We start from the raw sequence: 14,058 nt of genomic DNA, 5'->3' as shown, positions 1-14,058 counted from the left end.
CTATATGAATACAGAGACAATTGACAACATCAAAATGATAGCGGAGACAGCTAGAGAATTTGCAGAGAAGAATATCCGACCGAATATTATGGAGTGGGATGAAAGCCAGACTTTTCCAAAAGACTTGTTTCATCAATTGGGAGAAATGGGCTTTATGGGAATTGTAGTTCCTGAGCAGTACGGAGGTTCCGGTTTAGGTTATCATGAGTACGTTGCTATCCTTGATGAAATTTCTCAGGTAGATCCGTCTATTGGTCTTTCTGTAGCAGCGCACAATTCTCTTTGTACCAATCATATTTATGAATTTGGAAATGAAGAGCAGAGAAACAAATGGCTTCCTCAGTTGGCTTCAGGAAAAGTAATCGGAGCCTGGGGATTAACAGAACACAACACCGGTTCAGACTCAGGAGGAATGTCTACCACTGCTGTAAAAGATGGTGACGAATGGATCATTAACGGTGCTAAAAACTTCATTACTCATGCTATTTCAGGTGATATTGCTGTAGTAATGACCAGAACAGGCGAAAAAGGAGCTAAGAATAACTCTACCGCTTTTGTTTTGGAAAAAGGAATGCCTGGATTTACTTCTGGAAAAAAAGAAAATAAATTAGGAATGCGTGCCTCTGAAACCGCAGAATTAATTTTCGATAACGTACGCGTACCGGATTCTCACCGTTTAGGAGAAGTAGGCGAAGGTTTCAAGCAGGCTATGAAAATTCTTGACGGAGGTAGGATTTCTATCGCTGCATTAAGTTTAGGAACAGCAAGAGGAGCTTATAAAGCTGCTTTAAAATATGCTAAAGAAAGACATCAGTTTGGAAAATCAATTTCTGAATTCCAGGCCATCAACTTTATGCTTGCCGATATGGCTACAGAAATTGATGCCGCTGAACTTTTGATCCAGAGAGCAGCAACATTGAAAAATGCTAAGCAGAAAATGACAAAAGAAGGTGCAATGGCAAAACTATATGCTTCTGAAGCGTGTGTAAGAATTTCTAATAATGCAGTTCAGATCTTCGGTGGATACGGATATACAAAAGACTTCCCTGCTGAAAAATTCTATAGAGATTCCAAGCTTTGCACTATTGGTGAAGGAACTTCTGAAATCCAGAGACTGGTGATCGGAAGAGATATTACAAAATAATTTTAACCCTCATACAAATGATTAAACAGGCACTTTTAGGTGAATTTCTGCATGAAGCTGAAAACACCAGAAAAATTTTGAAAGCAATCCCAGACAGCGCTTTAGACTGGAAGCCGTCCGAAAAAAACTGGACAACCGGTCAGCTGGCTTCCCATATTGCAGAAGTTTATAACTGGTACAGCCCTACCTTTAATCAGGATGTCTTTGACATGGGCACCTATCAATATGACAAAGGTGATATTTCCAAAGCTGAAAATATTGTAGCAAAGTTTGAAGAAAATGTAGCTAAAGCACAGAAAGCTCTGGAGGACTCTGATGAAAATACTTACTTCAATGAATGGAAGATGGAAATGAATGGAAATACTCTTTTTCCCCCTTCGCCAAGAATTCAGGTAGTAAGAGGTTTTCTTTATAATCATTTGTACCATCACAGAGGGGAACTGGTTGTTTATTTAAGATCAACCGGAAATAAAGTTCCCGGACTTTACGGCCCTACTGCTGACGATATAAGATAACTGAAAATTATTTTAACTGATAATGAATGACATGCGTAAATTATGCATGTCATTTTTTCATTTTGGGACAATGTTAATTCAAAGAAATTCAATGTATTGCATAATATATTAAATGAAAGTTCTAAAATTCTCTTAAAAATTTTTGTTTTTCATAATAGATTTTTTATTAATTTCGATTTACCATAATAAAAACAATATTTTAATATGAAAAGACAATTAACCCTACTTGGAATGCTTCTTATTACCGGAGCTTCATTCGCACAAACTGACCGTCTTTGGTCTCAGGAATTCTCAAAAAGCTCTTCGGAGACTTTTGAAAACAAATTAGGAATTCGAAATCCTAAATTATTCAGTCTGAATATTAACGGTTTGAAGAATGCTTTGGCAAAGGCTCCAAAGAGATTGGCTGCCGGCGAAAAGTCAGAAGTTATCATCTCATTTCCGAACTCTGATGGCAGAATGGAAAGCTTTAAAGTAAGAGAAAATTCCAACTTTACTCCTGAACTCGCTGCAAAATACCCGGACATCAAATCTTATGTAGGCCAGGGGCTTGAAGATCCAAATTCAACAGTATATTTCAGTGTCTCTCCACTGGGATTATCATCTATGGAGATTTATGGTGATAAATCTGCAGTGTTTATTGAGCCTTATGCAAAAGATCTTTCTACTTATGTTGTTTACAAAAAATCTGACAAAAACGATGATCTTAGCAAATTTGAGTGTACTGTAATAGACGTTGCCAAGAAAGGTGTATCTAATACAAGTATTGCAGCAAGACCTAATGCTGACGATTCTACACTAAGAACATTCAGACTGGCATTATCCTGTACAGGAGAATATACGGCTTATTTTGGAGGGACAAAAGCTCAGGCATTAGCTGCAATGAACAGCACAATGACCCGTGTAAATGGTGTTTTCGAAAAAGATTTTGCAGCAAGAATGGTTCTTATCGCCAACAATGATGCAGTAATTTATACCAATGCTTCTACAGACCCTTATTCTGCCGCATCAGGAATGAGCAACTGGAACTCCCAATTACAGAGCACTTTAACTTCTGTTATCGGAGAAGCTAATTATGATATCGGTCACTTGTTCGGAGCTTCCGGAGGTGGTGGAAATGCCGGATGTATAGGATGTATCTGTACAAACGGCTCAAAAGGTAGTGGCTACACGTCTCCTGCAGACGCAATTCCATCAGGAGATAATTTCGATATCGATTATGTAGCTCACGAAATGGGGCACCAGTTCGGTGGAAACCACACCTTCTCTATGAATAATGAAGGAACAGGAGCTAATATGGAACCTGGTTCAGGATCAACCATTATGGGATATGCCGGAATTACCAGCCAGGACGTTCAGCCTCACTCTGACGCATTTTTCCATGCCATCAGTATTCAGCAGATCACCAATAATATTAAAGCTAAAACCTGCTCTGTAAATACCAATACAGGAAACTCAATTCCAACAGCTAATGCAGGGTTAGACTACACCATTCCAAAAGGTACTCCATTCGTATTAACCGGAACCGGAACAGATGCTGACGGTGATTCTTTAACTTATATCTGGGAACAGATGGATAATGCATCTTCTTCTCAAACCGGAGCAAGTTCTGCTGCAAGTGCAACAAAAGCTTCAGGACCGAATTTCAGATCCTGGACACCAACAACCGTTCCTACAAGATATTTCCCAAGAATGGCTTCTATTTTAGCAGGATCAACCACTACTGCAGGTTCTGAAATTACTGTAGAAGCACTTTCTTCAGTAGCCAGAACATTAAATTTCAGATTTACCGTTCGTGATAACAAGGCTGGCGGATCCGGAAATAATTCAGATGATGCAGTGATTACGGTAAACAGTACTGCAGGACCTTTTGCAGTTACTTCCCAAAACGCAGCAACTACTTATGCAGGTGGAAGCTCACAAACCGTAACCTGGGATGTGGCAGGAACTACTGCTAATGGTGTAAACACCGCCAATGTAGACATTCTTTGGTCTACAGACAACGGAAATACATGGACTACTCTATTATCAGCAACACCTAACGATGGCTCACAGGCTGTAACTATTCCTAATGTTTCTACCACTACAGGAAGAATTATGGTAAAAGGATCCAATCATATTTTCTTTGATGTAAACAATGCTAATATTTCTGTAAATGCAGGGTCAGGAACACCTGATACGGTTGCTCCTACTGCACCTACCCTTGCGGCTTCAGGAACTACTTCTATCAGTACCAACCTTTCCTGGTCAGGCGCTACAGATAATGTAGGGGTTACAGGATATGATGTGTATATGGGCGCCTCATTAATCGGTTCTACAGCTTCTACTACTTATACAGTAACAAACTTAACTCCGTCCACTACTTACAGCTTCTCTGTGAAAGCAAAAGATGCAGCAGGTAATGCTTCTTCTTCAAGTAATACGGTGAACGTTACAACACTTGCAGGTGGTGGAACGGTTACTTATTGTTCTGCTTCTGCATCTAATACTGCTGATGAAAGAATTGGTAATGTGAAATTCGGTACCATCAACAATACTTCAACAGGAACTGCAGGTTATGAAAACTTTACTTCTGTCTCTACCAATGTGACAAGAGGAACGGCTTACACGCTTTCTATCACTCCTGTTTGGACTTCTACGAAATACAGTGAAGCTTATGCAGTTTATATTGATTATAACGGAAACGGCAGCTTTGCAGACAGTGGCGAGCTTGTTTGGACAAAAACAGGTTCTACAACAAGTCCGGTTACAGGATCAGTTACTATTCCATCTACAGCAGTTCTTGGTACAACAAGAATGAGAGTAATGATGAAATACAGCTCAGTTCCTACTTCATCCTGTGAAGCATATACATACGGACAGGTTGAAGATTATACCGTTAATATTACATCTTCAGGAAGAGGAGAACTTTCCAATACGAAAGATCTGATGACTGATATTAAGCTATATCCTAACCCGGTAAAAGATATCATGTATATCTCCAACACTACTTCTGAAGATTACAAAATATTTGATATGGGTGGAAAAGTAGTTGGTTCAGGAAAACTTCAGAGAGGATCTGTGAATGTAAGTAACTTGATTAAAGGAGCTTATATGATCCAGATAGGTGAAGTTTCTAAACGATTTGTTAAGAACTAGTCATTATAAAATTTAAACGATGTGAAACTGCCCTATAACAGGGCAGTTTTTTTATCTGTTTATACTCAGAGAGTTGATTATTATTTTTAATTATTCTAAAAAAGAATAATTAGTTGTTAATATTTTTTACTATTTTTGATCTATAAAAAATCACGCAAAATGAAAAAAGAATTATTAATGATGGGAATGCTGGTATTGTCCGGCGTTTCTTCTGCACAAACAGACCGTCTGTGGTCTAGAAGATCTAAGGAAAGCTCATCTTCTGTTTATGAGAATATGAAAAATATAAATGATCCGAGAATTTTTCATCTGGACATTAATGGGTTAAAAAATGTATTGGCAAAAACTCCAAAAAGAGCCACAGAAAAATCATCGGTTATTATTTCTCTTCCCAATTCATCTGGAAAGATGGAACATTTCACTGTAACGGAAAACTCAAATTTCGATCCCGAATTGGCTGCTAAATATCCGGATATTAAATCCTATATTGGCCAGGGACTACAAGATAAGACATCAACAGTTTATTTCAGTATTTCTTCTCTAGGCTTATCATCTATGGAAATTTATGGTGATAAATCCGCCGTTTTCATTGAGCCTTATACTAAAGATCTTTCTACGTATGCAGTATATAAACGATCAGATAGAAAAAGCGATCTGAATAATTTTGAATGCAAAGTACTGGAATCTGCACAAAAAGGAACTTCCCTGGTAACAGCTAAAAATGCTGATGATGCAATATTAAGAACCTTCAGATTGGCATTGTCCTGTACGGGAGAATATGCAGCTTATTTTGGAGGAACTAAGGCTAATGCTCTAGCTGCCATGAATAATACCTTAACCCGTGTGAATGGTATTTTTGAAAATGACTTTGCTGCAAGGATGGTTCTGATTCCTAACAATGATGTTATTGTTTATACTGATGCTAATAGTGATCCCTTTTCTGAATCCTTGCAAATGAACAAATGGAACCTTGAGCTTATGAATGACCTGAGTTCAAAAATAGGGAATGCAAATTTTGATATCGGACACTTATTCGGTGCTACAGGAGGCGGTGGAAACGCTGGGTGCATCGGATGTATATGCAGCAATGATATGACAACTTATGTCTATCAGGGAACCACCTATCCTGAAAATTATAAAGGAAGCGGCTATACCTCACCTTCTAACGGTATTCCTTCCGGAGATACTTTTGATATTGATTTTGTTGCTCACGAAATGGGACATCAGTTTGGGGGGAACCATACCTTTTCATATACAACACAAGATGGTCTTCAGCCTGTAGAACCAGGTTCCGGATCTACCATTATGGGATATGCAGGAATTACACCTTATGATGTACAGAAAAACTCAAATCCGTTTTTTCATGCCCGCAGTATTGAACAGATCACAGACAATATTAAAACAAAAACCTGTTCTGTAAATACACCTACAGGAAATAATATTCCTACAGCCAATGCAGGAGCAGATTATACAATCCCTCAAAGTACGCCTTTTGTACTAACGGGTTCAGGAACTGATGCAGATGGGGATTCTCTCACTTACATCTGGGAGCAGATGGATTATGGAACTTCTTCCCAAACAGGAAGCAATTCTGCAGCTACAGCTACAAAAACTGCCGGGCCTACATTCAGATCATGGGTTCCTGCAGCTTCTCCGGTAAGATATTTTCCTCAAATGGCAACTATTTTAAAGGGAGAAATGGTAACAATGGGAGATGAAATCAATGTTGAAGCATTATCTTCCGTTACAAGAGATCTTAATTTCAGATTTACTGTTAGAGACAACAGATTAGGGGGTGCAGGAAACAATTCTGATGATGCTAAAATCACAGTAAATGCTCTTGCCGGGCCTTTCCTTGTTACTTCTCAGAATACTTCCGTATCTTATGTAGGAGGAAGTTTACAAACAGTAACCTGGGATGTGGCAGGAACAACCGCCAATAATATCAATGCAGCCAACGTTGATATCCTTTGGTCTACAGATAATGGAGAAACCTGGACTACTCTATTGGCAGGAACACCTAATGATGGTTCAGAAGCTGTAGTCATTCCTAATATTGCAACCCTTTTAGGAAGAATTATGGTAAAAGGAAGCAATCACATCTTCTTTGATGTAAATAATTCCAATATTGCTGTAACCACCAGTGGGTTATCAACTGCAGAAAACCAACTGGCAGCAGCTTCCACGGAAGTTAAACTCTATCCAAATCCGGTAAAGGATATTCTGACGCTTTCAAATACCAAATCAGAAAGTTTTAAAATCTATGACATGTCCGGAAAACTTGTAATGGACGGTTCGCTTCAAAATGGAACTGTGAACGTAAGCAGGCTGGCAACAGGAAACTATGTGATCCAGATTGAAAAACTATCAAAAATATTTATCAAAAAATAAGTTTGCTTAGATATAAATTGGAAAAGACCACTCATATGAGCGGTCTTTTTTCTTTAATTATTGCATTTTATTATTTAAAATAACAATATTTATGTAATTAATTTCAATGATATTGTTTTTAGTAAAAAATAATATCCTCTTCTATTGTAATTTTGGTTAATTTTGCCATCAAATATTATTCTTTTATTGTACCGTTATCTGGCTCGTATTGAAGGGAAGCTTCAATGGCTCTTGTAACAATAAACTATCCTGTTCTTTTCTAATTCATGAAGTATCATCAATATTTTTAATTAGCAGAAGCACTAAAAAACCATCACATATACCTGAGATTGCATTGGCCTGCATCCCTGATAATACCTATTTAAATTTCACATAATTTAATTTTTTTATATGAAACATTTATTTAAGTACTTCTTTTTTCTGGCCATAGCATCTTTTTCCGTGGCTTGTAGCTCTGATGACAGAGAAGAAGAAATTGTTATCAAACCAAGTCCTGTTAAAATTGTATTCTACAAAAATGCCGATGATTTTGCAACAACTTATGATCCTGAGAACAAAGTAAACCAAACCATCAGAAATCAGGCATTTGATCTGTACAAACAGGGAAGCTGGAAAGAGCTGGAAAAACTATTCCAGACCAATAACCTGAATAGTGGCTGGCCGCCAGCTAATGGCGGATATAATATCGTAGACGATGTAGCCATACAGGCCGGTCAAAAATATGACAGATACAGTGGTGCTGTGGGAACTTATAATGGAACAGGAAACCCAACATTAGGAGGAAACTTTACCAGCCCGATTATTAATGGCCATGTATATACTTTCGCTGAAAGAGCGTTAAATCAGCCTGAGAACAAATATGATTTTTATTACGAAATAGATGTTCTTAATGCATTACCCTTTAAATCCCAAACGGCAGATATTATTCCCTGGTTCAATCAAACCGGAAACGGAAAACAGACCATGTGGAAAATTCCTGTAGATATTAATACCGGATATCCAAAAACTTGGAATAAATTAGCAGAAGAAGGATATATAAAAATTACCATTAAAAAAAGCCCAAGCGGAAAATATCCTAACCTGGTAGGAACAGTCATTCAGAACTAAATTAAATGCAGATGTATTCAATATCAAAAAAGATAAAGACCGGTAAGAAAGTTTTGCTTCAAAAAGATAAATTCATCAATGAAGAAGCCATTCCAGCTGCAATAGTCAGATTTACCTGCTGTGAATGCGGCCATGAAAATACTGTTGAAATATCTCCCTATCACTCGGGCTTTCCTATTCTTCAAATCTATCATGAAGACAAAGTGCTATCAAAATCTGAGCTATTAAACCATCAAATGATTAATGAGACCTCACAGAGGATGCAGCATTATGGAGAATTAACGGTTAATGATCTGCCGACTCTTTATTTTGGAACTCAGTGTACAGCTTGCCAGACCCGTTATTTTTGTGTGTTTGGCTATGGAGAAAAGCAACCGGGGCTGGAAATTTTAAAGATATCAGGGATCTGGGAGTATCAGGAACTGGAGTAATTAAAACTGAACACAGTCAACAAATTAAATGAACCACAGCTGAAGAGTTGTGGTTTTTTATTCCCTAAAGAATTAATTTAAACACGGACCTTCGCTGATTATTATATACAAAATCAATTAAAACCGTATTATACGAGGTTTAAGAAAGTAGGAATTTACCACCCTTATTTTGTATTCTATATTTCACCATTAACAAATCGTTTTCTATCTTTGTGATAAATAAAAAATTTCATGGATAAAATTGATAGTTTGAACCAAGTAGCAGAATTCCATACTACTTTCAAAGCCCCTATTCTAGACACCCCACAAATTCCTTCTCCGGAAAGATGTAATCTTAGAGTAGAACTTCTACAGGAAGAACTTAATGAGTTAAAGCAAGCAATTGCAGATAATAATATTGTAGAAATTGCAGATGCTCTTTGTGATTTGCAATACGTTTTAAGTGGTGCTGTACTGGAATTCGGACTTGGCAACAAATTTGTAGAGCTATTCAACGAAGTTCAGCGTTCCAATATGTCAAAAGCATGCGATAATGAAGAACAGGCTAATGAAACCGTTGAATTTTATAAAGAAAAAGATGTAGAATCTTTTTATGAGAAATCTGGTGAAAAGTTCAATGTATACAGAAAAGCAGACCATAAAGTATTAAAAAATAAATATTACTCTCCTGCTGATCTAAAGTCAATTATTGAAAAATAAAATATGAAAAAATTTATTACGAATATTGTTGCCGTTTCAAGTTTATTTTTAGCTGCCCAACAGCTTAGTGCTCAAAAGGTAGTGGTTAACCGGGAAGTTACAACTGAAAAAGATGGTAAAATGCTTCTGGGACATCAATTGAAAGAGCAGTTCTTAAAAGCCCCTTATGCAGATTGGTATGTAAAGGAACATGATGAATATGCTCTGGACCAGAAAGCGATCAGTGAACTGAGAAAGGAAAGACTGGGATCTTATGATGTTATTGTTTTTATGGGAACCTGGTGTGAAGACAGTCACAGGGATTTCCCAAGGCTTACCAGGATATTGGAAGAGGTAGGTTACACGGAAAATAAAATGACCATTATTGCGGTTAACCGTAAAAAAGAATCTCCCAGCGGAGATGAATCCCTTTACAACATCCAGAAAGTTCCTACCATTATCCTGAAAAGATATGGAAAGGAAGTAGGAAGAATTGTAGAAATGCCTACCAGCGGATATATTGAAAGAGATTTAGCAGAAATTCTGAAAAAGAATGACTCATCTGTAATTAAAGAAATTTTTAAATAGATTTGAGAAATTATAAGCCAATTTTATCGTTTGTGGCCGGTGCCGGTGCTATGGTACTCCTGTTTTTTGGACTTAAATCCTGTCTGAATCTTGGCGGAAAAACGGAAAAGTCAGAGTACTATATTCTGACCAACCAGATCTCCAAAATGAATAAGATGGTGGTAATAGAACAGAACAATTCCACCATGCAGAAAACCAAAATGGGGTACGAATTTATGGGAAAAGAAGTTTCCAGTAACAGCATCATTACCTTTACCAAAACCAATGCACAAGTTTCTTATGACCTTAATAAAATGAAGATTGAGGTAGATTCCATCAATAAAAAACTGGTGATCACTGAGCTTCCTGATGCAGACATCAGGATTACACCAAGCGTTGAAATCCAATCTATGGATGATTCATTTTTCAATAGAATTTCTGAAAAGGATATTAAAAATGTAACGGCTAAGGCTAAGGAAACAGCAATTAAATCCATCGATCAAAACCAGTTGAGAACTGAAGGACGTAAACAATTAATGGAAAATCTTGATCATATTTTTGTTTTGGCAAAGGCTTTGAATTATACGATAGAAGATAAGACCGGAAAGATCGGTATTCTTGGACTCTAAAATAATTCAGGCAATGGACTCAAAAGGAAATAATAAGAAAAAGGAAACTGCTAACTCAGCAGAAACCCAAAAGCAAAATCAGGATTTCCAGAATATTCCTGCATCATCAAAAAAGGTTAATCCCCCTGATATTGATAAAGAAGATATTCAGAAAGCTTCTAAAAACAAATCAGGAAAAACGGATAATACAAAAGAATAAAATAATCATTCCGATTTGTTTTTTCTTAAAGTTTAAAATATTCGGAAAATAAAAATGAAAGGTTCTGTCTCATTATGAGGCAGAACCTTTCTCTAACTATCTATCTAAGTGAACTGTAATCTAATTATACGATGGTTGATTTTCCAATCTTTATATTCTCAAAATTATAATATGATTTTTCAGAATACTTAATATAATCCGCAATAAAACTTCCCACTTCACTGGTAGAATAATATTGCTTGGTATTAAGATCAATGGTTACATATTTATTTTCAATAGCGTGCTCTACTGATTGTCTCAGTTTGTTGGCTGCAGGCTGTAATCCAAGATGATCAAGCATCATTGCCACACTTAAAATGGAAGCAATAGGGTTGGCAATCCCTTTTCCTTTCGCTTGCGGATATGAACCGTGAATAGGCTCAAATAATGCATTCTTCTCTCCTACTGATGCTGATGGAAGCAATCCGATAGACCCTCCAATCACGCTGGCTTCATCAGAAATAATATCCCCAAACATATTCTCTGTTAAAATAACATCAAACTGCTTTGGATTAAGGATCAGCTGCATGGCTGCATTGTCTACAAACATATAATCTAACTGTACATCCGGATATTCAGAAGCAATTTCCTGACAGATTTTTCTCCATAATCTGGAAGTATCCAAAACATTGGCTTTATCAATTAATGTCAGTTTTTTATTTCTTTTCTGTGCTTCCTGAAATGCCATATGGGCAATAGGTAGAATATCTTCCCTGCTGTATTTGCATACATCATAAGCATAAGCTCCTTCAGGGTCGGTATATTTTTCACCAAAATAAATTCCGCTTACCAGCTCTCTGAAAATCTGGATATCAGCTCCTTCAATGATTTCCTTTTTCAAAGGACTTTTCTCAATCAGGGAAGCATATGTTTTCAAAGGCCGTATATTGGCGAATAACCCTAATTCCTTACGAAGTTTCAATAAACCCTGCTCAGGTCTTACTTTAGCTTCAGGATTATTATCAAATGCAGGATCTCCTATTGCTCCAAACAGTACTGCATCTGACTCTTTACAGATCTTTAAAGTTTCTTCCGGCAACGGATCTCCCGTTTTAAAGATAGCTTCTGCACCAATCAATCCATAATTGAATTGAAATTCATACTGAAAAGCCTCAGCAATAACATCCAGGATCTTGATGCTTTCACTGATAATTTCTGGCCCGATCCCATCTCCGGGAAGAACTGCGATTTTAAAATAATTGTTGTTCATTTGTTTTCTGTGTTTTTAGTTCGAATTCTGTAATCGCCTGTTTTTTGCTGATTAAAAAATCAATATCGTCATAGCCGTTCATAAGGCATATTTTTTTATAAGAATCAAGCTCAAAAGTTTCAGTGGTATCTTTGAAGCTGATGGATTGCAATTCTACATCAATGGCAATTTCATTATCCGGGTTTTCATTGATTCCTTCTAAAATCTCTTTTAAGAATTCTTCAGAAACTTTTACAGGAAGAAGACCGTTATTTAAAGCGTTGCCTTTAAAAATGTCTGCAAAATAACTTGAGACAATTACTTTGAACCCATAATCCGTTAATGCCCAGGCGGCATGTTCACGGCTGCTTCCGCATCCGAAATTATTTCCGGCTACTAAAATCTCACCACTGAATCTGGGGTTATTCAAAACAAAATCAGGATTAGGTTCGTTGGTATGAATATTATATCTCCAATCTCTGAACAGATTTTCACCAAAACCTTTTCTGTCAATACTTTTTAAAAATCTTGCTGGGATGATCTGATCCGTATCTATATTTTCTGCCGCTAATGGAACGGCAGTGGATTTTATGATAACTAATTTTTGCATGTGTAATCTTTAATTTAAACTTTCAAAAGCAGAAATTCTGCCTTCTATGGCTGCTTTAGCTGCAGTAAGCGGACTTGCCAGAATGGTTCTTGAACCTTGCCCCTGTCTTCCTTCAAAATTCCTGTTGGAAGTGGAAACACAATATTCTCCTTCCGGAATTTTATCATCATTCATGGCCAGACAAGCTGAACATCCGGGCTGACGGATCTGGAATCCTGCATCATTAAAGATTTTATCCAGACCTTCCTCATAAATTTGTTTTACTACCTGCTGAGAACCGGGAACAATCAATGCTTTTACCGCTTCAGATTTACTTTTCCCTTTGATATATTGAGCAGCAGATCTGAAATCTTCAATCCTTGCATTGGTGCAGCTGCCTATAAATACATAATTGATTTTGATACTGGATGGTGTTTGGCCTGCCTCCAGTCCCATATATTGCAAAGCTTTTGCTTCGGATTCATTTTGTGGTGCCGGAATGGTTTCATGAATTGAAATTCCCATTCCAGGATTGGTTCCGTAAGTAATCATTGGATAAATATCCGCTGCGTCAAAGGTAAGTTCCTTATCAAAAACAGCGCCTTCATCGGTTTTCAAAGTATTCCAGTATGCTACTTTTTCTTCCCATTCTTCTCCTTTTGGAGCAAACTTTCTACCTTTAACGTATTCAAAAGTGGTTTCATCCGGAGCTATCATTCCTCCTCTGGCTCCCATTTCAATACTCATATTGCAAACTGTCATCCTGCCTTCCATTGACATTTCCTCAAATACATTTCCGGCATATTCACAGAAATACCCTGTTCCGCCATCTGTTCCGATTTTTGAAATGATATAAAGGATAACATCCTTAGGCTGTACATTTTCATTAAGCTTACCATTCACGATAATTCTCATGGATTTAGGCTTGTTAAGCAGCAGACACTGACTGGCAAAGACCTGTGCCACCTGGCTTGTTCCTATTCCAAAGGCAATGGTCCCAAAAGCTCCGTGTGTTGAGGTATGGCTGTCACCACAAACAATGCTCATTCCCGGTTGTGTAATCCCGAGTTCAGGGGCAATAATGTGAACAATCCCTTGATACTGATGGCCTAGTCCGAATAATTCAATATTATTTTTCTGACAGTTTTCCGTTAACTGCTGAACCTGGTTTCTTGATAATTCATCACGGATCGGTTCTTCCTGGTGAAGAGTCGGAACATTATGATCTGCTGTAGCAACAATCTGGTCCGGCCTGAATATTTCCAGGTTTCTGGATTCCAGTTCGGCAAATGCCTGCGGGCTGGTAACTTCATGAATCAGGTGTTTATCAATATAGATGATCTGTGGCCCGTCAGGAACGGTGTCTACTACATGTGCGTCCCAGACTTTATCAAAAAGTGTCTTTTTATCGTTGTTCATTTTTTACTTTATCTTGAATTAAA

13 protein-coding genes are annotated in these 14,058 nt (G+C 37.4%); 10 read left to right on the top strand and 3 right to left on the bottom strand.

Going from position 1 to position 14,058, the window contains the following annotated elements:
- Positions 1-4 precede the first annotated feature (4 nt).
- The 10 genes from EG339_RS17645 to EG339_RS17600 all read left to right on the top strand — a co-directional run bounded on the left by EG339_RS17645 (position 5) and on the right by EG339_RS17600 (position 10,799).
- On the top strand, positions 5-1,144 hold the full coding sequence (locus EG339_RS17645) for an acyl-CoA dehydrogenase family protein (RefSeq protein ID WP_123871249.1): 1,140 nt from the start codon (positions 5-7) through the stop codon (positions 1,142-1,144).
- 17 nt (positions 1,145-1,161) lie between these two features.
- A complete protein-coding gene (locus EG339_RS17640) occupies positions 1,162-1,659 on the top strand; it encodes a DinB family protein (RefSeq protein WP_123871248.1) in 498 nt (165 codons plus the stop codon).
- 204 nt (positions 1,660-1,863) lie between these two features.
- Positions 1,864-4,797 (top strand): reprolysin-like metallopeptidase, encoded by a 2,934-nt coding sequence (locus tag EG339_RS17635; RefSeq protein WP_123871247.1) that lies wholly within the window; start codon positions 1,864-1,866, stop codon positions 4,795-4,797.
- A gap of 159 nt (positions 4,798-4,956) precedes the next feature.
- Positions 4,957-7,188: a zinc-dependent metalloprotease gene (locus EG339_RS17630; protein ID WP_123871246.1), complete on the top strand. Its 2,232-nt coding sequence runs from the start codon at positions 4,957-4,959 to the stop codon at positions 7,186-7,188.
- Positions 7,189-7,578: 390 nt separating this feature from the next.
- The gene (locus tag EG339_RS17625) at positions 7,579-8,295 is read left to right on the top strand and encodes a glycohydrolase toxin TNT-related protein (protein ID WP_123871245.1); all 717 of its coding nucleotides are present in this window, start codon (positions 7,579-7,581) and stop codon (positions 8,293-8,295) included.
- 11 nt (positions 8,296-8,306) lie between these two features.
- Positions 8,307-8,726 (top strand): hypothetical protein, encoded by a 420-nt coding sequence (locus EG339_RS17620; RefSeq protein WP_123871244.1) that lies wholly within the window; start codon positions 8,307-8,309, stop codon positions 8,724-8,726.
- 231 nt (positions 8,727-8,957) lie between these two features.
- Positions 8,958-9,425 (top strand): pyrophosphohydrolase domain-containing protein, encoded by a 468-nt coding sequence (locus tag EG339_RS17615; RefSeq protein WP_045496588.1) that lies wholly within the window; start codon positions 8,958-8,960, stop codon positions 9,423-9,425.
- Between the two features lie 3 nt (positions 9,426-9,428).
- Positions 9,429-9,992 carry a TlpA family protein disulfide reductase gene (locus tag EG339_RS17610; RefSeq protein WP_123871243.1) on the top strand — a complete coding sequence of 188 codons (564 nt, stop codon included), beginning with the start codon at positions 9,429-9,431 and terminating at the stop codon, positions 9,990-9,992.
- A gap of 2 nt (positions 9,993-9,994) precedes the next feature.
- A complete protein-coding gene (locus EG339_RS17605) occupies positions 9,995-10,600 on the top strand; it encodes a DUF4230 domain-containing protein (protein WP_123871242.1) in 606 nt (201 codons plus the stop codon).
- Between the two features lie 13 nt (positions 10,601-10,613).
- Entirely contained in the window at positions 10,614-10,799 is a 186-nt protein-coding gene (locus EG339_RS17600) for a hypothetical protein (protein ID WP_123871241.1), read from the top strand.
- Between the two features lie 124 nt (positions 10,800-10,923).
- On the opposite strand, the gene leuB is transcribed toward EG339_RS17600, so the two are convergent.
- From leuB to leuC, 3 genes are read right to left on the bottom strand one after another with little or no spacing between them, the layout of a single operon-like run.
- Positions 10,924-12,048: a 3-isopropylmalate dehydrogenase gene (leuB, locus tag EG339_RS17595; protein WP_123871240.1), complete on the bottom strand. Its 1,125-nt coding sequence runs from the start codon at positions 12,046-12,048 to the stop codon at positions 10,924-10,926.
- Positions 12,029-12,637, bottom strand: a complete 609-nt coding sequence (leuD, locus tag EG339_RS17590; RefSeq protein WP_123871239.1) for a 3-isopropylmalate dehydratase small subunit — start codon at positions 12,635-12,637, stop codon at positions 12,029-12,031. Before leuD ends, leuB begins: the two co-directional genes overlap by 20 nt.
- 9 nt (positions 12,638-12,646) lie before the next feature.
- The gene (gene leuC, locus EG339_RS17585; protein ID WP_123871238.1) at positions 12,647-14,035 is read right to left on the bottom strand and encodes a 3-isopropylmalate dehydratase large subunit; all 1,389 of its coding nucleotides are present in this window, start codon (positions 14,033-14,035) and stop codon (positions 12,647-12,649) included.
- Positions 14,036-14,058: the final 23 nt, after the last annotated feature.

It is taken from the genome of Chryseobacterium bernardetii (genome assembly GCF_003815975.1).
Taxonomy (GTDB): Bacteria; Bacteroidota; Bacteroidia; order Flavobacteriales; family Weeksellaceae; genus Chryseobacterium; species Chryseobacterium bernardetii.
This window is presented reverse-complemented; position numbering and strand designations above follow the sequence as displayed.